Origin of the sequence: Flavobacterium fragile (assembly GCF_023634865.1) — a bacterium.
Lineage (GTDB): Bacteria > Bacteroidota > Bacteroidia > Flavobacteriales > Flavobacteriaceae > Flavobacterium > Flavobacterium fragile.
The window spans coordinates 20,063-41,695 of sequence record NZ_JAMLJN010000001.1; the positions used below are offsets into that span (position 1 = coordinate 20,063).

22 protein-coding genes are annotated in these 21,633 nt (G+C 33.5%); 15 read left to right on the forward strand and 7 right to left on the reverse strand.

Features of this window, described 5'->3' with window-relative positions:
• Positions 1-90 precede the first annotated feature (90 nt).
• Positions 91-780, forward strand: a complete 690-nt coding sequence (locus NAT47_RS00095) for a response regulator transcription factor (protein ID WP_250579300.1) — start codon at positions 91-93, stop codon at positions 778-780.
• On the forward strand, positions 780-1,823 hold the full coding sequence (locus NAT47_RS00100) for a sensor histidine kinase (RefSeq protein WP_250579301.1): 1,044 nt from the start codon (positions 780-782) through the stop codon (positions 1,821-1,823). The genes NAT47_RS00095 and NAT47_RS00100 overlap by 1 nt, the downstream gene beginning before the upstream one ends.
• On the opposite strand, the gene NAT47_RS00105 is transcribed toward NAT47_RS00100, so the two are convergent.
• Complete coding sequence (locus NAT47_RS00105) at positions 1,797-2,852, reverse strand: glycosyltransferase (protein WP_250579302.1); 1,056 nt, start codon at positions 2,850-2,852, stop codon at positions 1,797-1,799. The two genes, NAT47_RS00100 and NAT47_RS00105, sit on opposite strands and share 27 nt — an antisense overlap.
• The gene (locus NAT47_RS00110) at positions 2,852-3,673 is read right to left on the reverse strand and encodes a UDP-2,3-diacylglucosamine diphosphatase (protein WP_250579303.1); all 822 of its coding nucleotides are present in this window, start codon (positions 3,671-3,673) and stop codon (positions 2,852-2,854) included. Before NAT47_RS00110 ends, NAT47_RS00105 begins: the two co-directional genes overlap by 1 nt.
• 124 nt (positions 3,674-3,797) lie before the next feature.
• Here NAT47_RS00110 and trmB point away from each other — a divergent pair, with 124 nt between their 5' ends.
• The 10 genes from trmB (at position 3,798) to NAT47_RS00160 (ending at position 11,393) form a co-directional block, all read left to right on the forward strand.
• On the forward strand, positions 3,798-4,472 hold the full coding sequence (gene trmB, locus NAT47_RS00115; protein WP_250579305.1) for a tRNA (guanosine(46)-N7)-methyltransferase TrmB: 675 nt from the start codon (positions 3,798-3,800) through the stop codon (positions 4,470-4,472).
• A 53-nt stretch (positions 4,473-4,525) separates the two neighbouring features.
• Complete coding sequence (locus tag NAT47_RS00120) at positions 4,526-5,152, forward strand: LysE family transporter (RefSeq protein WP_250579307.1); 627 nt, start codon at positions 4,526-4,528, stop codon at positions 5,150-5,152.
• Positions 5,153-5,155: 3 nt separating this feature from the next.
• The gene (locus NAT47_RS00125) at positions 5,156-5,512 is read left to right on the forward strand and encodes an MGMT family protein (protein ID WP_250579309.1); all 357 of its coding nucleotides are present in this window, start codon (positions 5,156-5,158) and stop codon (positions 5,510-5,512) included.
• Positions 5,513-5,707: 195 nt separating this feature from the next.
• Entirely contained in the window at positions 5,708-6,295 is a 588-nt protein-coding gene (locus NAT47_RS00130) for a YceI family protein (RefSeq protein ID WP_250579310.1), read from the forward strand.
• Between the two features lie 25 nt (positions 6,296-6,320).
• A complete protein-coding gene (locus NAT47_RS00135; protein WP_250579312.1) occupies positions 6,321-7,709 on the forward strand; it encodes a hypothetical protein in 1,389 nt (462 codons plus the stop codon).
• A gap of 63 nt (positions 7,710-7,772) precedes the next feature.
• Complete coding sequence (locus NAT47_RS00140; protein WP_250579314.1) at positions 7,773-8,330, forward strand: YceI family protein; 558 nt, start codon at positions 7,773-7,775, stop codon at positions 8,328-8,330.
• A gap of 211 nt (positions 8,331-8,541) precedes the next feature.
• Positions 8,542-9,684, forward strand: coding sequence for an Mrp/NBP35 family ATP-binding protein (locus tag NAT47_RS00145; RefSeq protein WP_250579315.1), 1,143 nt, complete (start codon positions 8,542-8,544; stop codon positions 9,682-9,684).
• A 1-nt stretch (position 9,685) separates the two neighbouring features.
• On the forward strand, positions 9,686-9,925 hold the full coding sequence (locus tag NAT47_RS00150; protein WP_250579316.1) for a NifU family protein: 240 nt from the start codon (positions 9,686-9,688) through the stop codon (positions 9,923-9,925).
• Between the two features lie 75 nt (positions 9,926-10,000).
• Positions 10,001-11,059: an NAD(P)/FAD-dependent oxidoreductase gene (locus NAT47_RS00155; protein WP_250579317.1), complete on the forward strand. Its 1,059-nt coding sequence runs from the start codon at positions 10,001-10,003 to the stop codon at positions 11,057-11,059.
• 1 nt (position 11,060) lies between these two features.
• Entirely contained in the window at positions 11,061-11,393 is a 333-nt protein-coding gene (locus NAT47_RS00160) for a 2Fe-2S iron-sulfur cluster-binding family protein (RefSeq protein ID WP_250579318.1), read from the forward strand.
• A gap of 31 nt (positions 11,394-11,424) precedes the next feature.
• On the opposite strand, the gene NAT47_RS00165 is transcribed toward NAT47_RS00160, so the two are convergent.
• From NAT47_RS00165 to NAT47_RS00185, 5 genes are all read right to left on the reverse strand, one after another.
• The gene (locus NAT47_RS00165) at positions 11,425-12,207 is read right to left on the reverse strand and encodes a DUF3050 domain-containing protein (protein ID WP_250579319.1); all 783 of its coding nucleotides are present in this window, start codon (positions 12,205-12,207) and stop codon (positions 11,425-11,427) included.
• A gap of 123 nt (positions 12,208-12,330) precedes the next feature.
• A complete protein-coding gene (locus tag NAT47_RS00170) occupies positions 12,331-13,509 on the reverse strand; it encodes an acyl-CoA dehydrogenase family protein (RefSeq protein WP_250579320.1) in 1,179 nt (392 codons plus the stop codon).
• Positions 13,510-13,706: 197 nt separating this feature from the next.
• Positions 13,707-14,411: a tRNA1(Val) (adenine(37)-N6)-methyltransferase gene (locus tag NAT47_RS00175; RefSeq protein WP_250579321.1), complete on the reverse strand. Its 705-nt coding sequence runs from the start codon at positions 14,409-14,411 to the stop codon at positions 13,707-13,709.
• A gap of 60 nt (positions 14,412-14,471) precedes the next feature.
• Positions 14,472-14,999: a ribosome maturation factor RimM gene (gene rimM / locus NAT47_RS00180; protein ID WP_250579322.1), complete on the reverse strand. Its 528-nt coding sequence runs from the start codon at positions 14,997-14,999 to the stop codon at positions 14,472-14,474.
• 15 nt (positions 15,000-15,014) lie between these two features.
• Positions 15,015-15,569 carry a 30S ribosomal protein S16 gene (locus tag NAT47_RS00185; RefSeq protein WP_250579323.1) on the reverse strand — a complete coding sequence of 185 codons (555 nt, stop codon included), beginning with the start codon at positions 15,567-15,569 and terminating at the stop codon, positions 15,015-15,017.
• A gap of 173 nt (positions 15,570-15,742) precedes the next feature.
• Here NAT47_RS00185 and NAT47_RS00190 point away from each other — a divergent pair, with 173 nt between their 5' ends.
• The 3 genes from NAT47_RS00190 to trxA all read left to right on the forward strand — a co-directional run bounded on the left by NAT47_RS00190 (position 15,743) and on the right by trxA (position 21,539).
• Positions 15,743-16,429: a DUF6252 family protein gene (locus NAT47_RS00190; RefSeq protein WP_250579324.1), complete on the forward strand. Its 687-nt coding sequence runs from the start codon at positions 15,743-15,745 to the stop codon at positions 16,427-16,429.
• Between the two features lie 153 nt (positions 16,430-16,582).
• A complete protein-coding gene (dnaE, locus tag NAT47_RS00195) occupies positions 16,583-21,109 on the forward strand; it encodes a DNA polymerase III subunit alpha (RefSeq protein ID WP_250579325.1) in 4,527 nt (1,508 codons plus the stop codon).
• 97 nt (positions 21,110-21,206) lie between these two features.
• Positions 21,207-21,539, forward strand: coding sequence for a thioredoxin (gene trxA / locus NAT47_RS00200; protein ID WP_332841709.1), 333 nt, complete (start codon positions 21,207-21,209; stop codon positions 21,537-21,539).
• Positions 21,540-21,633: the final 94 nt, after the last annotated feature.

The following is a 21,633-nucleotide window of genomic DNA, read 5'->3' on the forward strand; positions in this document are numbered from 1 at the left end:
GAATTGTTAATAGATTAAATTATTGTAAAGTACTTTGAACATTTTATTTTATATTTACCTTTACAATCCAAAAAACAACAAATTCTCGTAATGAAGAAAAAAGACATTAAGATCTTATTAGTTGATGATGAGCAAGATATCTTAGAAATTGTAGGATACAATTTATCACAAGAAGGGTATCAAATTGTAACAGCTTCAAATGGTAAAGAAGCAATTATTAAGGCAAAAAAAGAGCACCCGCAATTAATCATTATGGATGTTATGATGCCTGAAATGGACGGAATGGAAGCTTGTGAAAACATTAGAAAAATTCCTGAACTTCAAAATACAATTATCACCTTTCTAACTGCTCGATCTGAAGATTATTCCCAAGTGGCAGGTTTTGATGCTGGTGCAGATGATTACATCGCAAAACCAATCAAGCCAAAAGTTTTGGTTAGCAAAGTTCAAGCTTTATTAAGAAGATTAAAAGGGGTAGAGGGAGTTTCGTCAACAACAACTTTAATGATTGGTAACATCGAAATCAACAGAGAAGAATACAAAATCATTAAAGAGGGCGAAGAAATCATATTGCCTCGTAAAGAATTTGAATTATTCTATTTGTTAGCTACAAAACCAGGCAAAGTTTTTACTCGCGAAGAAATTTTAGATAAAGTTTGGGGTAACGAGGTAGTAGTAGGTGGCAGAACTATAGATGTACACATCAGAAAATTAAGAGAAAAAATAGGAGATAGTCTTTTTAAAACTATAAAAGGAGTTGGATATAAAATCGAATTTTAATGCAATTAAAATTTAAAAAATCTTATAAGTTCGCTATAAAGTCATCGTTGTATATATCGCTGTTCTTTCTAGCGACTATTTTTTTATATCATTATTTGGTTCAACCTCTTAACTTAAATGTTGTATTAATTTTTCTTCTATTCTTTTGTGCAGCCACTTTTTTTCTTATTCAATTTAGAGTGGAGCATTTTATTTATAAGAGGGTAAAAAAGATTTATGATGATGTGTCCCTTTTGGAGAATACGTCATATATAAATCAGCCAGTTACCACAGATATGGCTACTTTAACGAAGGAAGTTAAAAAGTTTGCTCGAGATAAAAAACTGGAAATTGAAACTTTAAAAATTAGGGAAGAATATCGTAAAGAATTTTTAGGAAATGTTTCACATGAATTGAAAACACCTCTTTTTACGATTCAAGGATATCTACTTACACTTTTAGACGGTGCTATGGATGATAAAAATCTTAGAAAAAAATATTTAGAGCGTGCTGAAAAAGGAGTGGAACGATTGATTTATATCGTTAAAGATTTGGATATGATTACCAAATTAGAAGCAGGTGAAATCAATTTAGACATAACCCGATTTAATATTGTTGATATTGTTCAAAATGTATTTGAGCTGTTCGAAATGAAAGCAGCAAACAAAAATATTACTTTGACTTTTGATATGAAATACCCAAGACCAATTTGGGTATTGGGGGATCAAGAAAAAATTCAACAAGTAATTACTAATTTAGTGGTGAATTCCATTAAATATGGAAAAAAAGGAGGAACAACAGAAGTTGGTATTGAAGACTTAACCAAAAATAAAGTAATCGTTAGAGTGACAGACAACGGTGAAGGAATTGAAAAACAAAATATTCCTAGATTGTTTGAGCGTTTTTACCGTGTAGATAAAAGTGGTGCGCGTAGCGAAGGCGGATCAGGTTTGGGATTGGCCATAGTAAAACATATCATCGAAGGACATGATGAAAAAATCTACGTTGAAAGTCAAATAGGAAAAGGGTCAGAGTTTTCATTTACTTTGGAAAAGTCGAAATAACTCGTTCCAATTTTGATCAACGGAATAATCTTTAAAACCTTTGTAGAAGTCAATTTTTTCTAGTTTAGAAATTTTAAATTTCTCTTGCTTACAACAAGGTGCAATAATTTCTGATTTGAATTTTTTAGCCAAATATTCCTGTTCGTATTGCCCTGGTGTTGGAATAAAAAACGCTTTTTTCTCTAATTTTGCCAAATCCATCACGGTAGTATAACCAGAACGACAAATAACAAATTCACTTTCGTTAAAGGCTTCTGCTAGTTGCTCAGAATTCATGAAATTATAATAAGTAATCGAATTTATTTTTTCAATTTGTTGTTGAGGTTCTACAATTCCTTTAACAAAAAGAATTTCTTTTGAACTGTTTTCTAATTCTTTAGTTAGTTTTCTTTCTAATAATGTACGTTGCGGCTCAGGTCCTGATAATAAAACCATGATGTCGTACTTGATTGGAAGTGATTTTTTTTCGATTCGGCTTAAAGGTCCAATGTAGGTAATGCTATTCATTAACTTTTTAGTATGACCCAATTTTCCAGATAAATTTTCCGCACCTGCTACATCGGGAACCCAACAAGCATCAAATTTTGAAATATAACGTGAGTGTAATTTAGTTGTTAACCAAGATGTTTTTCCTGAAAGTACATTTAATTGATGGGTGATAAAAACCGAAGGAACCTTTGAAGAATAAATCCCTAATCGGTTATCGCTAATGATGCCATCAATTTTATAGTTTTCAATAATTTTATTGATTTTAGACTTCTCTTTTTTGACGGCCAACATCATTTTGGGTATTTGAAGTACTAATTTCCATTTGAAGTTTTTCCCTTTTTCTGCATATTGAATATTGTAAGCGGGCAATTCTATGCAAATTAGATCAGGAAATTCTTTTTTTAATAAAGCTAAAGCTACTCCGTCAGAAGCAATAATGGGTTCAAAACCATTTTCTTCTAATGCTTTTATGATAGGAATACATCTTGTGGCATGTCCTAATCCCCAGTTTAAAGGTGCTATGAGTATTTTTTTCTTCATTATTTTTTCAAAACCGCAATAAATTGTTCGGCTAATTTGTTTTCGCGTTCAAAATTATACTCATTTTCATCTAAACTAAAATTTCTATCGTGTTGATACAATTTCCATTTTTTATTATTGTATTCCAAAGCGGTTAAGTTTTCAACCCAATCACCCGAATTCAAATAAAAAACATCTCCTTTTTCATTTTCCATTAATTCAATTTTAGGTTCGTGTATATGACCACAAATTACATAATCGTAGTTATTTTCTATTGCCAATTCTACACAAACGTTTTCAAAGTTAGTAATAAATTTAACGGCTGATTTTACATTATTTTTAATTTTCTTTGAAAGCGAGTAGGGTTCTTTATTAAATAGAGCTAAAACCCAATTTACAAAACGGTTAATTAAAATAAGGATATCATAACCCCATCCACCTAATTTTGCCAACCATTTTGCTTGGGTAATGGAAGCGTCGAAAACATCACCATGAAAAATCCATGCTTTTTTGTGGTCTAATTCTAATACAAGTTTATCAATTAAACTGATGCTTCCCATGTGTAAATCAGTAAATTTCCTAAGAAATTCATCATGATTTCCAGTAATGTAATACACTTTTGTACCTTTTGTACTCATCGAAATAATTTTCTTAATTACCTCTAAATGTTTCGATGGGAAATAAGATTTTCTAAATTGCCAAATATCAATAATATCGCCGTTTAGAACTAAAATTTTAGGTTTTATCGAAGATAAATAATCCAATAATTCTTTTGCATGACAACCATAAGTTCCCAGATGAACATCGGAAATAACAGCAACTTCAACTTTTCTCTTTTTCAAATCTTCAAATTAAAATTTGAAACAAATGACTAAAATCTATCTAATGTTAAGGTTATTGAAACATTATTAAAAGTTTATTTGTGATGCTAATTATTTGCTTAATTTTGCCCAAAATTTAAAAGTCGTGGGAAGTAAAAATAAATTGAAAAGATTTAAAGAAAACGAAACGTTTACTAATGTGTTCCAGCCAACCAGAGAAGAAGTGGTAGGAGATCAATTTCCGTTGAAAGGAAAATGGAGTAGCGATTTCTTTAAAAACGATAATCCAATAGTATTAGAATTAGGTTGTGGAAAAGGAGAATACTCTGTAGGATTGGCGGAACGATTCCCAGAAAAAAACTTTATAGGAATAGATATTAAAGGGGCAAGATTTTGGCGTGGTGCTAAAACTGCGGTTGAATCTGGTATGAATAATGTAGCTTTTGTACGAACACAAATCGAGTTAATTCAACATATTTTTGCTGAAAATGAAGTGTCCGAAATTTGGATTACATTCCCAGATCCACAAATCAAATACAAAAGAACGAAGCATAGAATGACCAATGCCGAGTTTTTAGAACGCTACAAAAAAATCCTAAAACCAAACGGATTGATGCATTTAAAAACCGATTCAGAATTCATGCACGGTTATACATTAGGATTATTACATGGTTTAGGTCATGAAGTAATTTATGCCAACCACAATATTTATAAAAACGAAGGAGCACCAGCAGAAGTAACTGGAATTCAAACGTTTTATGAAAGTCAATATTTAGAAGTAAACAAGCCAATTACGTATATCAAATTCCGAATTAAGTAATTTTTGTTACTTTCATTAAAATATTCTTCCTTACTTTTGATAAAAATCAATTTATGACATTTCTTTTAGCCATTTTTTTAGGTTTGATAATTTCCATTGGTGGTATCATTATTCCTGGTATGTTGAATATGACAATTGCCAAAATCAGTATTAAAGAGAGTCAAAAACAAGCCCTAAATTTTGCTTTAGGAGCGGTTGTTGTAGTTTTTATCCAAAGTTTTTTAGGAACGTATTTTGCGAAATTCTTAGATGCGAATCCAGTTTTCAGTGAAGGGTTGAAAAAAATAGGCACTTTTATTTTCATTGGATTAACCATTGCTTTTACTATAATGGGATTTAATGCTAAAAAGAAAAAACAAATTGAAGTGAAGATTGACAAAAAAAGAAATCGTTTCTTTTACGGTATGGCATTATCTTCCTTTAATATGTTTGCGATTCCGTGGTATGCCTTAACTTCCTTAATGATGGCGTCAAAAGATTTATTTCACTACGATATTGTTTCTATTCTTTTGTTTAATTTATCAGCAGCTTTAGGGACTTATTTTGTATTTTATTTGTATGCTAAATTCTTTAAGAAAATTGAACACAGACTTACTTTTATAGTACAAAATATTAATTTTTTAATTGCAATACTAACAGGAGTAGTTGCAATTTCTTCCTTGTATAAAATGTTTTTTTAATTTTTGACGAAATTAAAATCAAATAACGACAACTTTTTTGAACGTGTCTATGAAATCGTTCGCCAAATTCCCGAAGGAAAAGTAACTTCTTATGGTGCTATTGCAAAGGCACTCGGTGCTGCTCGATCGGCAAGAATGGTTGGCTGGGCAATGAATGCATCTCATAACTTAGAAGATGTTCCAGCTCATCGTGTTGTAAATAGAGTTGGTATGCTTTCAGGTAAACATCATTTTGAAGGAACAAATTTAATGCAACAATTGCTAGAAAATGAAGGTATTCAAGTAGTCGATAATCAAATTGTCGATTTTGAAAAGCATTTTTGGAATCCTAATAAAAGACAGATAACTTTCAAAAAATGAGGTTTTTACAATTATTTTTTTTACATTCGTAAAAATACTCCTCCAAATTTACTTTAGTTCAAAAGTTAAACATTCCTTAAAATAATACTAACTTTCTTTATCAAACGTGATAAATGTCATGTTATACGTTTTTTTTTAGTAAGAAATTTGTACAATAAAATTAAAGCAAATAGTAATCCAATAAATTAAGATACCATGAGCAAATTAAGAACACAATTAGGAACTTTATTAGTGCTTCTAACTGTATTTAGTAACTTAAATACTTTATTAGCCCAAGAGTCAAAAGTTATTTTGGCCGAAAGTAAATTAAAAGTATTAGGAACTTCAAATGTTCACGATTGGGAGATTGAAGCAAAAGGAATGAACGGGAAGGCTTCTATGACCATTGATGCGGGAGATTTAAAAGCAATAAAAAGTTTAGATTTTGCAGTTGAAGTTGAGCAGTTAAAAAGTGGTAAAAGTGGAATGGATAACAACACTTACAAAGCTTTAAACAGTAAAACACATAAAACAATTAATTTTAAATTAACGAATGTGTTAAAAATCACTGAAGCATCAGCTGGAAATTTCACAGTAGAAACACAAGGAGATTTAACCATTTCAGGAGTAACAAAAAAAATTAATCAAACGTTCGCAGTTAAAATTGTAGGTAAAAAAGCAGTAGTTTCTGGAAAAACTAAAATTGACATGACAACTTACAGCGTAAAACCTCCAACAGCTTTAATGGGAACAATTAAAACGGGCAAAGACGTCACCGTTGATTTTAAAGTAACTTATAACTAAACAAACATATTTAAATTTAAAAATCATGAGAACATTTTTAAGAATATCGGTCATAGCAGCGGCTTTAAGTTTTGCAAATGCTATACAGGCACAAGCTCCTTCATTTGGACAAATGCAGAATATGATTCCTAGAGGTAAGGCAGGAATTAATGTATTTGATGTTAAAAAAGACAGTGCTGAATTTAAAGGACTTAGCGTTGATTTAGGAGCGGCTTTTGCTCTACAATATCAAGCGGTTAACTCATTTAACAAGCATGAGAATTTACCAGCACCTATCGCTGGATATAGATTGAACAATCTAGAGAATAATTTTAATTTACCAATGGCTAATATGACCATTGGAGCTCAACTTTACGATGGTGTTAGAGTTAATTTAGATGTGTATTTAGCAGCAAGACACCACAATGAAACTTGGGTTAAAGGAGGATATTTACAAATTGACAAATTAGATTTCATTAAAAAAGATTTCCTCGCTGGTTTCATGAAGTATGCTACTATTAAAATTGGACAAATGGAGAACAACTATGGTGATGCTCACTTTAGACGTTCAGACAACGGACAGGCTTTATTTAACCCATTTATCGGAAACAATGTAATGGATGCTTTTACCACTGAAATGGGAGCAGAATTATATTACAACAGAAGTGGATTTGTAAGTATGATAGGTATTACAAACTCAAAATTGAATCAAAATGTAAAAGAGATCGTACCTGGTACAGCTACTCCAACAGCTCCAGACCAAAACACAACTATAAGTCCAACAATTTTAGCTAAATTAGGTTATGACAAACAGATTAATTCTGATTTAAGAGTAAGATTGACAGGGTCTTTATACCATGTAGCAAATTCTAGTGGTAACTTATATGGTTCTGATAGAGCCGGTAGCCGTTTTTATGGTGTGATGTCACATTCAGCTTACACAGGTGGTAATGGAGCAGCTGTAGCAGACAACTTTGATCCAACTGCTAATTATGCAACAGGTAGATTTAATCCTGGATTTGGTAACTGGGCTACTTCATATATGTTTAACCCATTTGTGAAATATAAAGGATTTGAATTTTTCGGAACTTTAGAATTTGCTTCTGGAGGTGATTTTAAAGGAACAGATGACAAACGTACAGTAAATCAATATGCAGGAGATGTTGTATATAGATTTGGACAAGATGAAAAATACTATGTAGGTGGTAAATTCAATACCGTATCAGGCAAATTAAAAAATTCTGACGCGAATAAAGTAGATGTTAATAGATTTGAAACAAGTGCTGGATGGTTTATGACTAAAAATGTATTGGCAAAATTAGCTTACGTTCAACAAAATTACCAAGGATATAGTCAGTACACTGGAGTTAATCCAAATGATTTGTATGGTGGTAGATTTAAAGGAGTTATGTTTGAAGCGATTATTAGTTTCTAACAGCAATTAAAATAATATTTAAAAGCGAAAAGTTTTTTAGCTTTTCGCTTTTACTTTAAGGTTATGAAAACAATAGGTATTATATCACTTTTTATTTTTCTCAGTTTTGGTTTTTCATCAAACGAAACTAAAGTTAAAATTACAAATAAAAGTGAAGTTACTATTAAAGGTAAATCAAATGTAAATAGTTTCGAATGCAAATATGATTCAGATTTTATTGAAAATGATTTGAATGTGCAAATAGTAAAAAGTAATTCGAAGATAATTTTAGGAGGAGCTAGATTAGCAATTAAAAGCAAAGGATTTGATTGTGCTCACAGAATGATTACTAAAGATTTTAAAAGTATTCTAAAAGCTGATGACTACCCTCATATAATTATTTACGTTAAAGAAATTAATACATTAAAAGACAATATAACCGCCAAGTTAAATGTAAGTATAGCTGGAAAAGACAAAGACTATATAGTGCCAATAACTTACAATCAAAACACAAATAATGTAAAAGGACAATTAAGATTAGATATCAAAGATTTTAAATTAAAATCTCCTAAAAAATTATTAGGCATGGTGGTAGTTAATGACAATGTTGATATCAATTTCAACTTATTCTTACAGTATTAATACTATTTTTTCAATTAGTTTAAGAAAGCAATCTTTTTATGAAGGGTTGCTTTTTTATTTGATCATAGATTCTAACTATCAAATTATAAAAACTTTAAACTTTTTAAGTTTTAAACTCCTAAACTTCTTATTATCTTTGCAATTCATATTAAGTTTAAATAAAAGTTCTGAAAACTTTTAAACTTCTAAATACATAAACTTTTAAGTAAAAATGAAACTAGATAGAAAACAAATATTAGCAGCATTAGAAACTATTTCTGTAGCAGGTGAAGGTAAAAATATGGTAGAAAGTGGTGCCATTCAAAATGTAATCACTTTTGGAGATGAAGTTGTTGTTGATGTGCTTTTGTCAACTCCAGCATTACACATTAAAAAACGTGCTGAAGTAGATATCATCAAAGTAATCCACGAAAAAGTTTACGAAAAAGCCAAAGTAAAAGTAAATATCAAAGTTGAAGCGCCAGAAAAACCAGAGAATCCTAATTTGATTCGTGGAAAACAAATTCCTGGAATTTCAAATATTATCGCAGTTGCTTCAGGAAAAGGTGGTGTAGGAAAATCTACTATTACAGCTAACTTAGCCGTTTCATTAGCAAAAATGGGATTCAAAGTTGGAGTTTTAGATGCCGATATTTACGGACCATCTATGCCTATTATGTTTGATGTTGAAAATGCAAAACCAATTTCAGTTGAGGTGGATGGAAAATCAAAAATGCAACCTATTTCAAGTTATGGGGTTGAAATTTTGTCTATCGGATTTTTTACAAAGCCAGATCAAGCAGTAATCTGGAGAGGACCAATGGCAGCCAAAGCTTTAAACCAAATGATTTTTGATGCGAACTGGGGTGAATTAGACTTTATGTTAATCGATTTACCACCAGGAACAGGGGATATTCACTTATCAATTATGCAGTCATTGCCAATTACAGGAGCGGTTGTAGTAAGTACACCTCAAGCGGTTGCCTTAGCAGACGCTAAAAAAGGTGTTTCAATGTTTATGTCAGAATCGATTAATGTTCCCGTTTTAGGAATTATTGAAAACATGGCATACTTTACACCAGAAGAACTACCTGAAAATAAATATTACATCTTCGGTAAAGAAGGTGCTAAAAACTTGGCTGAAGATTTACAAGTGCCTCTTTTAGGAGAAGTGCCATTGGTACAAAGTATTCGTGAGGCAGGAGATTACGGTAGACCAGCAGCGTTACAAACGGCGTCAGTTTTGGAAAGTATTTTTGAAACTATTACAAGAAACGTAGTGCAAGAAACGGTAAATCGTAATGAAACGTTACCGCCAACAGAAGCTATCAAAATAACAACAATGGCAGGATGTTCTGCTGTTAAAGGGAAATAACATGACTACAACAGAAATCAGAGAAAATGTTGAGAAAGCATTGGAGGAAATTCGTCCATTTTTGAATTCAGATGGAGGAAATATTTCATTAGTGGAAATTATCGACGATAAACATGTAAAAGTTCGTTTAGAAGGAGCTTGTACCAATTGTAGTTTAAGTATTAGCACTATGAAAGCAGGTGTTGAAACTACCATTAAAAAGTATGCTCCACTAATTGAATCGGTAGAAAACATTGCATAGATATAGATAGCATGATATAAATCATATTTCTATACTTTACGAGTTTGTTACTTTGCTATCTTCAAAATAAAAAAAATGATTAAAACAGATATTCTTATAATCGGTGCAGGTCCTACGGGACTTTTTGCCGTTTTCGAAGCCGGACTTTTACAATTAAAATGCCATATCATTGATGCTTTACCGCAGCCAGGTGGTCAATTAGCTGAATTATATCCAAAAAAACCTATCTTCGATATTCCTGGTTATCCTTCGGTTTTAGCGGGTGATTTGGTTAATAATTTGATGGAACAAATCAAACAGTTTCAACCGGGATTTACTTTAGGAGAAACTGCTGAAACCATCCAAAAATTAGATGACGGAACTTTTATAGTAACTACTAACGAGGGAACACAACATCATGCAAAAGCAGTAGCTATTGCAGGTGGTTTAGGAACTTTCGAGCCAAGAAAGCCTATTTTGAAAGATATCGAATTCTACGAAAAAGAAGATCGCGGCGTAGATTACTTCGTAAAAGATCCAGAAAAGTATCTTGGAAAAAATATTGTAATTGCGGGCGGAGGTGATTCTGCTTTAGATTGGAGTATTTTCTTGTCTAATGTGGCGAATTCTGTGACTTTAGTTCATAGAAGAAACGAATTCCGTGGTGCTTTAGATTCGGTTGAAAAAGTACAAGAATTAAAGAACGCTGGAAAAATTAAATTAGTTACTCCTGCAGAAGTGGTTGGGTTTAATGGTAGTGAGAGAATTACCGCTGTTGACATTGAAGTTAATGGCGCGAGAATGAAAGCAGAATGCGATTATTTTATTCCGCTTTTCGGATTAACGCCAAAATTAGGTCCAATTGCTAACTGGGGATTAGAAATCGAAAAGAACGCCATTAAAGTAAATAACGCATTAGATTATCAAACCAATATCGACGGAATTTACGCTATTGGTGACGTAAACACCTATCCAGGAAAATTAAAGTTGATTTTATGTGGATTCCACGAAGCAACTTTAATGTGTCAAAGTGTGTACAACAGAATCAATCCAGGAAAACGTTACGTGTTGAAATATACCACGGTTTCTGGAGTTGATGGTTTTGATGGGACAAGAAAAGAAGCAGAAAAAGCGGTTGTTAAATCGATTGATTAATATGAGTCAAGACGTAAAAATTTTCATAACCGACAGAAACGGAGTACGACATGAAGTGTTAGCTCCAACCGACATGAACATGAACATTATGGAGTTAATTCGTTCGTATGAATTGGCCGAAGACGGAACTGTTGGTGTTTGTGGTGGAATGGCGATGTGCGCTTCTTGTCAGTGTTATATTTTAAATGATGTCGTTTCTTTAGAACGCAATCCTGATGAAGAAGCGATGCTTTGGGAAGCCTATCACGTAAAGGATAATTCACGGTTAGGTTGTCAAATTCCAATCACAGAAGATTTAGAAGGTTTGGAAATTGAAATAGCACCAGAACAATAAAAAAAGCGAGAAGAAATTCTCGCTTTTCATTTTATACTAATTCATGTTTGTGTTCCATTTGCTCTTCAATGGCATTCCAAAGTCCGATTCTTTTTTCTAAAGCTAAAACCGAAACTTCTTGTACTTCATTCCATTTTTGTTCAGAATCGCCACAAAGTTCTGCAATCATTTGCATCGCCATTGGGCCGTGTTCATCAGCATCTAATTCAATATGTCTTTCGAAATAATAAATGAGTTTTGATAAATCCGTTTCTGGAAAGTTTTGCTGAAAGTTTTTCAAGATTTCAGTAAACATATTTGGAATCAAATCTTCTCTTCCAAAAGTAAAAGCAGCTGCAATCTCATGCGGTTTTCCTTGTTCAATTACTCTAAAAGTAAAATCTAAAAATGCCTTCACATTCGGATGTAAATCGCTTTGTTTTATCGATACAAAAATGTTTTTTGTTTCTTCAACATTCTTCAAAAATGCATTAATCTGAGTTGTAGAAGCACCACATTGTGTCATCGCATCCAAATACATTTCAAAATGACTTTGACGTGTTCCGTCCAATGTTAAATCGGTTTCTTCGGCTACAACTATTTCATTAATTAAATAACAAATTTCTGGATTTCCAATCGGTAACCAAGGCGTTATAGTACAAGTTAATTTATTTTGTAAGGCTTTTAGTAGCGACATAAAATCCCACACCGCATAAATGTGGTTTTCTAAGAAACAATGCAAATCGTCTATCGTTTTTACTTTATTGTATAACGAATGATTTAATAATTGTTCTTTCTGATTTTGAATCGATTGGTTTATGGTTTGAATATTCATTGGGCAATTTTTGTTTTATATACGAAATTTTAACCTCTTATGGTTTTGAATCCATACAATACAAAAGTAAAAATGCTTCCCTAAAAAGAGAAGCATTTTGTATCAAATTTATCTATTGTTTAATTACTTGAATGCAGGGAAACCAGTTACATCCATACCTGTAATTAACAAGTGAATATCATGCGTACCTTCGTAAGTAACTACAGATTCTAAATTCATCATGTGTCTCATGATGGAATATTCACCTGTAATTCCCATTCCGCCTAACATTTGACGTGCATCACGAGCAATAGTTAACGCCATATCAACATTGTTTCTTTTTGCCATCGAAATTTGAGCTGTAGTCGCTTTTCCTTCGTTACGTAAAACACCTAATCTCCAAGTTAATAATTGCGCTTTCGTGATTTCAGTAATCATTTCGGCTAATTTCTTTTGTTGTAATTGAGTAGCTCCAATTGGTTTGTCAAACTGAATACGTTCTTTTGAATATCTTAAAGCTGTATCATAACAATCCATTGCAGCTCCAATCGCTCCCCAAGCAATTCCATAACGTGCCGAATCTAAACAGCCTAGTGGTGCTCCTAATCCAGATTTGTTAGGTAATAAGTTTTCTTTTGGAACTTTTACGTTGTCAAAAATAAGTTCTCCAGTGGCTGAAGCTCTTAACGACCATTTATTGTGTGTTTCAGGAGTTGAAAAACCTTCCATACCTCTTTCCACGATTAATCCGTGAATTCTTCCTTCTTCGTTTTTAGCCCAAACTACTGCAATATCAGCAAAAGGCGCATTCGAAATCCACATTTTAGCACCATTTAAAAGATAATGATCGCCCATATCTTTAAAATTAGTCACCATTCCACCTGGATTTGAACCATAATCTGGCTCTGTTAAACCAAAACAACCAATCATTTCTCCAGTGGCTAATTTTGGTAAATATTTCATTCTTTGTTCTTCGTTTCCGTATTTCCAAATAGGATACATAACCAATGAAGATTGAACCGAAGAAGTCGAACGTACACCTGAATCTCCTCTTTCAATTTCTTGCATGATTAAGCCGTAAGAAATTTGATCTAATCCAGCACCACCATATTCTACTGGAATATAGGGGCCAAATCCACCAATTTCTCCTAAACCTTTTACGATTTGTTTTGGAAATTCTGCTCTTTGTGCGTATTCTTCAATAATTGGAGATACTTCTTTTTTTACCCAAGCACGTGCAGCATCACGCACCATTTTATGTTCGTCAGATAATAATTCGTCTAATAAATAATAATCTGGAGATTGAAATAAGTCTGGTTTCATATTTTTTAATTTGAAAGAAACAAAAGTAAGTAAAGATTTTTAACAAATCAATCAACAAGTGTTATAATTTTATATGAAGCTTTTTCCAGCTGTTCGCTATATCTTTTTGTTTTATCGAATTCTAAAAAAAATCGTTATTTCATAGTAAAAGAAATGCTTGAAAAACAAAAAGGATGCCGCTACCATCTGGGCTAGGGCTACATCTTCAAGTAGAACTCTTTCGTCAATTCTATGTATTCCGAAGTGTAATTATGTCTGGAAATTTCAATAATTAATTCATCAATTAACGGCGTTTGTTCCATTCGGCAAAAAGCCAATAAACTTCTTTTAATTTCTGATGTTGGAGTGCCTTTTACACGAGTAATTTTTAATGGAAACAAATCCAATTCTTTACACATAGCAACAAAACGTTCTTCTTCTTTATAAGGAATAATTACAGAGAAAATTCCGTTATCCGAAAGTAGTAATTCAGCTGCTTCAATTAATTCTTCAAAAGGCAAAGCATCTTCAAAACGAGCTAAATCTCTCGAAGTAGTGGCAGATTTGTAATCATCGGTATAAAAAGGCGGATTGGAAATAATTAAGTCGTATTCGTCTTCAGGTTCGTCTACAAATTCATCCAAACCTGCATGAAAACAAAATAATTTATCACCCCAAGGCGAAGCTTCAAAGTTTTCGACACATTGTTCGTAAGCGTCTTCGTCAATTTCAATCGCATCGATTTGTTCGGCGTTGCTTCTTTGGGCTAACATTAAAGATAAAATCCCAGTTCCAGCACCAATATCTAAAATATTGTATGGATTGTTGATTAATGGAGTCCAAGCGCCAAGCAAAACACCATCGGTGCCAATTTTCATAGCACAACGATCTTGATCAACAGAAAATTGTTTGAATTTAAACAAGATGAATAAGGATTGAATTTAACAATTTAAAAAACTGTAAACTGTGACTGCGACTGTCAACTACTGTAAATAAAGGTCAACCAAACCTTCAGGAGTTTCTAAAGTAATGGTTTTGTTTGATCTGTCAAGTGCAATAATGAAATCATCAATAAGCGGAATTAAAATTTCGGATCCGTTTTTATCAATTTCAAAAAGAGGTTGAGCGCCACTGTCATTGATAGCGGTAATTTTACCAATGTTACCCAAACGAGTATCTAATACATCAAATCCAATTACTTCGTGGTAATAAAATTGAGTTCCTTCTAATTTTGGTAACATAGAAAGTGGAAGATATAATTCACTTCCCATAATTTCATCTGCTTCGTCTTCTGTTTGAATGTCTTCAAAACGGATACGTAAGAACTTTTCTTTGTGAAGCGAACTACTTTCAATAAAAAATGGAACCAGACTTTTGTTGATTTCAACAAAAACTGATTCCAAATTTTGATACAATTCGGGTTCGTCGGTGTCTAAATACGCCAATACTTCCCCTTTGAAACTAAATTTTTTCGCGATTTTACCTAAATAGAAACAGTCTTCTTTACGCATGGAATCGCTGTAAAATTATGCTTGAGTTTCTTCGTTGTTTTCTTCAACAGCAGGAGCTTCTTCAGCAGCGGCCTCAACTACTTCTTCAGCAACTTCTTCTGTAGCTTCAGCAGCTTTTGCAGCCTCAGCCTGAGCAGCAATACGTTTTTCGTTTGCTTCTTTTTCAGCTTTTAAAGCTTTAGCTTTAGCATCTGCTTCCGCTTTTGATAAACCAGCTTTTTTAGCATCAACTTTGTTTGCTTTTTCTTCTAACCAAGCTGCTAATTTAGCGTCTGCTTGCTCTTGAGTTAAAGCACCTTTACGAACTCCTCCATCTAAGTGGTGTTTTAATAAAGCACCTTTGTAAGATAAAATTGCTCTAGCAGTGTCAGTTGGCTGAGCACCGTTGTGTAACCATTGTGCAGCTTTTTCGATGTTTAAATCGATAGTTGCAGGGTTAGTGTTTGGATTGTAAGTTCCTAATTTTTCTAAGAATTTACCATCTCTTTTTGATCTTGCATCTGCTGCAACAACCCAATAAAAAGGTTTCCCTTTTTTTCCGTGTCTTTGTAATCTAATTTTTACTGACATAATCTTGTGATTAATTTGAGGTTCTCGACCTCGGTTATTTAAGGGTGCAAATATATAAAACTTTGCATTACAATTCTATTATTGGGTCTAAAATATTTTTTTATGTAAAACGCTTTTGTTTCAATAAAAAAGTTATTTTTGTTTCCATTACAAATGTTAGAATTTTTTAAAAAATGAGAAAAATAATTTCTTTGTTGGCTTTACTTGTAATTTTTTCTTCTTGTGAAGAAGATATCAAAACAAATACGCCAGCATTTCAAGCCAATCTTGATAATGTTTTCTGGAGAGCAAATGATGCAAGAGTTACGGTTAATCCTGCAGGTGGATTAATAATAACTGCTTACACGCCTTATGAAACTGTAACATTGGAAACAAATAGCGCTTCAGTTGGAACGTATATTTTAGGTACTAGCGATGACTCTAATTTTGTAACTTACGATATAGATTCTCCAGTGTTGACCAATACTTATGATAGTAGAGTTGTTGCTGGTCCAGCATACAAAATATCTAATTTGGTTAATCAAGGCACTCTCTATACAAATAATTCTGCAGCACAAACTACAGGAGGTTCTGGATCGGGATTAAGAGTGGCTACTCAGACTTTAAATGGAAGGGTAACCAGTGCAACTATTGTTTCAAGAGGTTTGGGTTATGTAGCAGGTGATTTAATAACTGTAGTAGGTGGAAATAATAATGCCACTTTCAGAGTTGTAAATGTGCAGCAAAGTAATGGACAAATCACCATAACGGAAGCGAGTGATGGTAAATTTTCCGGAACTTTTAATTTCAGTGTAGTTGACCAAGATGGAGAAGTGGCAACATTTTCAGATGGATTTTTCTACAAAGTTCCTTCCATGTAAATTACAATTCATGAATATGATTCAAAACCACTTAACTTTCTTAAGTGGTTTTTTTTGTTGATAACTTAAATTGGCATTCACTAACTTAAAATGTATTTTTGTTTTTATTCAAAATTTGCTTTTGTTTTTTTCTTTAGCTTAATTATCAGATAGATGTACTTAATTTTTGATACAGAAACCACAGGATTGCCTCGTAGTTGGTCGGCACCGATTACTGATACCGACAACTGGCCTCGTTGTATACAAATAGCATGGCAATTGCACGACGAAATGGGAAATTTAATCGAGCACCAAGATTACTTGGTTAAGCCCGAAGGTTTCAATATTCCTTATGATGCTGAAAGGATTCATGGTATTTCCACCGAGTTAGCAATGGAACAAGGAGCTCTGTTATCAGAAGTTTTAGAGAAATTCAACATCGCACTTTCAAAAGCAAAATTCATCGTTGGGCAGAATGTTGGGTTTGACGTTAATATCATGGGATGTGAATTCCATCGTATGAATATTGGTTCGGATATGACTAAAATGCCGGTTTTAGATACTTGTACTGAAATCACTGCTAACTTATTAAAATTACCAGGAGGTCGTGGAGGTAAATTCAAATTACCAACTCTTACCGAATTACATCAATATCTTTTTAACCAACCCTTCGCAGAAGCGCACAATGCCACTGCCGATGTAGAAGCAACAACACGTTGTTTTCTTGAGTTGATTAAAAGAGAGGTTTTTACTAAAGAAGAATTAGATGTAACGCCAGAATATTTTCGACGTTTTCGTGAAAATAATCCAGGCGAAATTCAGTTGATTGGTTTAAAACACATCAATCTCAAAAAAGCTTCGGATGAAATCAGAACCCGATTACAAAAAATCCAAAGCGAAGAAGAGCAAGCCACTATTTCAGATGCTACAAAAGCCGATTTAAAAGACGCTGCTTTTGCACATTTGCACAATCACACACAGTTTTCGGTATTGCAATCTACTATTGCAATTAATGATTTGGTAAAAGCTTCGGCAAAATTTAAAATGCCAGCGGTTGCCATGACCGATACCGGGAATATGATGGGTGCATTTCATTTTGTAAGCGCCGTTTTAAATCATAACAAAGCTGCTGAAGCCAAAAATAAAGAGTTAATTGAAAACGGTGAAGAACCAACGGAAACCGTTATTAAACCTATCGTAGGGTGCGAGTTCAATATCTGTGACGATCATAAAGATAAGACTAAAAAAGACAATGGTTATCAAGTAGTCTTATTAGCAAAAAATAAAAAAGGCTATCATAATTTAGCCAAAATGTCCTCTATCGCTTATACCGATGGTTTTTATTATGTTCCTCGTATCGATAGAAATATTGTTGAGAAATATAAAGAAGACATTATTGTGCTGTCTGGAAATTTATATGGAGAAATTCCAAGTAAAATTCTGAATGTCGGTGAAAGTCAAGCCGAAGAAGCACTAATTTGGTGGAAAGAACAATTTGGTGCTGATTTCTATTTGGAATTAATGCGTCACAAACAAGAAGACGAAAATCGTGTGAACCAAACATTGATAGCTTTCTCAAAAAAGCATAATGTGAAGTTAGTTGCAACCAACAATACGTATTACGTTAATAAAGAAGACGCCAACGCACACGATATTTTATTGTGTGTAAAAGATGGTGAGAAACAAGCAACACCAATTGGTCGCGGACGGGGTTATCGTTATGGATTGCCAAATCAAGAATATTATTTCAAATCGGGTGACGAAATGAAGCAACTTTTTGCCGATTTACCCGAAGCTATTATTAATATTCAAGAAATTATTGATAAAACGGAACCGTATTCTTTATATCGAGATGTATTACTTCCAAAATTTAAAATTCCTGACGAATTTGAAGTAGAGGAAGATAAAATAGATGGAGGTGTTCGTGGTGAAAATGCCTATTTGCGTTATTTAACCATGGAAGGCGCCAAAAAACGTTACGGCGAAATTACACCCGAAATTCAAGAACGTCTAGATTTTGAATTACTTACGATTTCCAATTCAGGTTATCCAGGATATTTCTTAATTGTACAAGATTTCATTGCCGAAGCTAGAAAAATGGACGTTTCCGTTGGGCCAGGTCGTGGTTCGGCTGCGGGTTCGGCTGTAGCCTATTGTTTAGGAATCACGAATATCGACCCGATTAAATACGATTTGCTTTTTGAGCGTTTCCTAAATCCCGACCGTGTTTCTATGCCCGATATCGATATCGACTTCGATGATGAAGGTCGTGGTCGTGTGATGCAATATGTAATTGATAAATATGGAAAAAATCAGGTAGCTCAAATTATCACTTACGGTAAAATGGCTACAAAATCAGCCATTAGAGATACCGCACGTGTTTTGGATTTACCACTTTTTGAAGCGGATAGAGTAGCTAAATTAATTCCAGGTATGATGCCTTCTAAATGGAATTTAGCAAGATTCTTAGCCGAAGATGAATCCGAAGTTAAAAAAGCATTACGTTCGGAAGAATTTGACCGAGTAAAAGAATTAATCGAAATCGCCAATTCTGAAGATTTAGCAGGTGAAACTATACAGCAAGCTAAAGTGTTAGAAGGTTCCATGCGAAATACGGGTATTCACGCTTGTGGTGTGATTATTACACCAGATGATATTACAAATTTCGTTCCCGTAACCACTGCAAAAGATTCGGATTTATATGTGACCCAATTTGACAACTCGGTAGCAGAAAGTGCTGGTTTGTTGAAGATGGATTTCTTAGGATTAAAAACCCTAACCTTAATTAAAGACACGGTGAAATTGGTAAAATATCGCACGGGAATCGAATTGAATCCTGACGAATTTCCAATTGATGACGTTAAAACATATGAGTTGTTCCAAAGAGGTGAAACGGTTGGTATTTTCCAATACGAATCACCCGGAATGCAAAAATACATGAAGGACTTAAAGCCAACTGTTTTTGCCGATTTAATTGCCATGAATGCGTTATATCGACCTGGACCATTGGAATACATTCCGTCTTTCATTCGTAGAAAAAATGGAGAAGAACCGATTACCTACGATTTAGATGCTTGCGAAGAATATTTAGGAGAAACCTACGGAATTACCGTTTACCAAGAGCAGGTGATGCTTTTGTCGCAAAAATTGGCAAATTTCTCTAAAGGTGATGCCGACGTACTTCGTAAAGCGATGGGTAAAAAGCAAAAAGATGTCTTGGATAAAATGAAATCTAAGTTCATCGATCAAGCAAAAGCGAATGGTCATGACGAACAAAAATTAGATAAAATTTGGACCGACTGGGAAGCGTTTGCGAGTTATGCCTTCAATAAATCGCACTCCACTTGTTATGCTTGGATTGCTTATCAAACTGCGTATTTGAAAGCGCATTATCCTGCGGAATATATGGCTGCGGTGCTTTCCAATAACATGAACGATATCAAACAAGTTTCGTTCTTTATGGAAGAATGTAAGCGTATGGGATTAGCCGTTTTGGGTCCAGACGTGAATGAATCGTATTATAAATTTACGGTAAATGAAGATTATGCGGTTCGTTTTGGAATGGGAGCCATCAAAGGTGTTGGAGCAGGAGCCGTTCAAACCATCATCGATAACCGAAAAGACGGAAAATATAAATCCATCTTCGATTTAGCGAAACGAATTGATTTACGTGCGGCTAACAAAAAAGCATTTGAAAACTTAGCTTTAGCCGGAGGTTTTGATGGTTTTGCAGAAACCCATCGAGCACAATATTTTCATCATGATGGCGACGGAATTACATTTTTAGAAAAGGCGATTCGTTACGGTTCGAAATTTCAAGAAAATGAAAATTCTGCCCAAGTAAGTTTGTTTGGAGATGCTTCTGAAGTACAAATTGCAGAACCACAAGTACCACCATGTGAAGAATGGAGTACTATGGAGAAGTTGGCGAAAGAAAAAGAAGTAGTAGGAATTTACATTTCGGGTCATCCTTTAGATGATTATAAATTTGAAATGAAATATTTCTGTAATACTAATTTGGAAGGTTTGAAAAACATAGAACAAAACGTTGGAAAGAACCTTTCTTTTGGCGGAATTGTAACTAATGTGCAACATCGAACAGCTAAAAACGGTAAAGGTTGGGCGACTTTTGTAGTGGAAGGTTATGATGAGAGTTTCGAATTCCGAATTTTTGATGAAGAGTATTTAAAATTCCGCCATTTTTTATTGCAAAATCAGTTTGCTTACTTTAAAATTACGGTGAAAGAAGGTTGGGTAAATCGCGAAACGGGTAAAAAATCGGATCCAAGAATTCAGTTTATAGATGTGAAAATGTTAGCTGACGTGTTGCCAACATTTGCCAAAAAAATAATACTCCAGTTAGCAATTAATGAAGTGAAAGAAGGGGTGATTACGGAATTAAATCAAATTTTTACCCAACACAAAGGCGATCATAATGTAACTTTTGAAGTGATGGAATTGGAGAAAATCAAGCGAATGGTGGAAGAAAAACCAATTGCCATGATTGCAGCCGATACAGAAGATGAAATGGAAGAAAATTTTGATGAAATGGAAGAAATGGATATCGCTGTTCCAACAGAAAAAGAGGAAATAGTAGTGAAAACTAAGTTAGTGATGCCAAGTAGAAAGTTAAAAGTCAAAATTTCATCGGAATTATTGCAAGAATTAGAACGCATGCAATTGAGTTTTAGGTTGAATTAGTATCAATTCTGAAAATGCAACTATAACAAAAACTAATTTTTAAAAGCGAATTCATTTCAATTTAATTCCTAAATTTGCATATCAATAAAGTAAAAACATAAAGAAAAACAATATGGCATTAGCAATTACAGATGCTACTTTTGAGGAAGTAGTTTTAAAATCAGATAAACCAGTAGTAGTTGATTTTTGGGCAGCTTGGTGTGGTCCATGTAGAATGGTTGGTCCAGTTATCGACGAAATTTCTGCTGAATACGAAGGTAAAGCAGTAGTAGGAAAAGTAGATGTTGACGCAAATCAAGAATTTGCTGCAAAATATGGAGTTAGAAACATCCCAACAGTTTTAGTATTCCAAAACGGAGAAGTGGTTGGAAGACAAGTGGGTGTTGCTCCAAAGAAAACGTATACAGATGCAATTGATTCATTGTTATAGTCTTTGAAAAAGAAAAATTTAGGCTCAACGAAAGTTGGGCCTTTTTTATTTTCAAAATACGTTATTCTTAAGTTTCTTAGTTTCAAAATAAAAT

Coding starts and splice junctions, on each gene's coding strand:
- NAT47_RS00095 (WP_250579300.1), top strand. CDS start 91: ATGAAGAAAAAAGACATTAAGATCTTATTAGTTGATGATGAGCAAGAT.
- NAT47_RS00170 (WP_250579320.1), bottom strand. CDS start 13,509: ATGAAACCAGACTTATTTCAATCTCCAGATTATTATTTATTAGACGAA.
- NAT47_RS00145 (WP_250579315.1), top strand. CDS start 8,542: ATGAAACTAGATAGAAAACAAATATTAGCAGCATTAGAAACTATTTCT.
- NAT47_RS00190 (WP_250579324.1), top strand. CDS start 15,743: ATGAGAAAAATAATTTCTTTGTTGGCTTTACTTGTAATTTTTTCTTCT.
- NAT47_RS00185 (WP_250579323.1), bottom strand. CDS start 15,569: ATGTCAGTAAAAATTAGATTACAAAGACACGGAAAAAAAGGGAAACCT.
- dnaE (WP_250579325.1), top strand. CDS start 16,583: ATGTACTTAATTTTTGATACAGAAACCACAGGATTGCCTCGTAGTTGG.
- rimM (WP_250579322.1), bottom strand. CDS start 14,999: ATGCGTAAAGAAGACTGTTTCTATTTAGGTAAAATCGCGAAAAAATTT.
- NAT47_RS00130 (WP_250579310.1), top strand. CDS start 5,708: ATGAGCAAATTAAGAACACAATTAGGAACTTTATTAGTGCTTCTAACT.
- NAT47_RS00155 (WP_250579317.1), top strand. CDS start 10,001: ATGATTAAAACAGATATTCTTATAATCGGTGCAGGTCCTACGGGACTT.
- NAT47_RS00140 (WP_250579314.1), top strand. CDS start 7,773: ATGAAAACAATAGGTATTATATCACTTTTTATTTTTCTCAGTTTTGGT.
- NAT47_RS00150 (WP_250579316.1), top strand. CDS start 9,686: ATGACTACAACAGAAATCAGAGAAAATGTTGAGAAAGCATTGGAGGAA.
- NAT47_RS00105 (WP_250579302.1), bottom strand. CDS start 2,852: ATGAAGAAAAAAATACTCATAGCACCTTTAAACTGGGGATTAGGACAT.
- NAT47_RS00120 (WP_250579307.1), top strand. CDS start 4,526: ATGACATTTCTTTTAGCCATTTTTTTAGGTTTGATAATTTCCATTGGT.
- NAT47_RS00100 (WP_250579301.1), top strand. CDS start 780: ATGCAATTAAAATTTAAAAAATCTTATAAGTTCGCTATAAAGTCATCG.
- NAT47_RS00135 (WP_250579312.1), top strand. CDS start 6,321: ATGAGAACATTTTTAAGAATATCGGTCATAGCAGCGGCTTTAAGTTTT.
- NAT47_RS00165 (WP_250579319.1), bottom strand. CDS start 12,207: ATGAATATTCAAACCATAAACCAATCGATTCAAAATCAGAAAGAACAA.
- NAT47_RS00160 (WP_250579318.1), top strand. CDS start 11,061: ATGAGTCAAGACGTAAAAATTTTCATAACCGACAGAAACGGAGTACGA.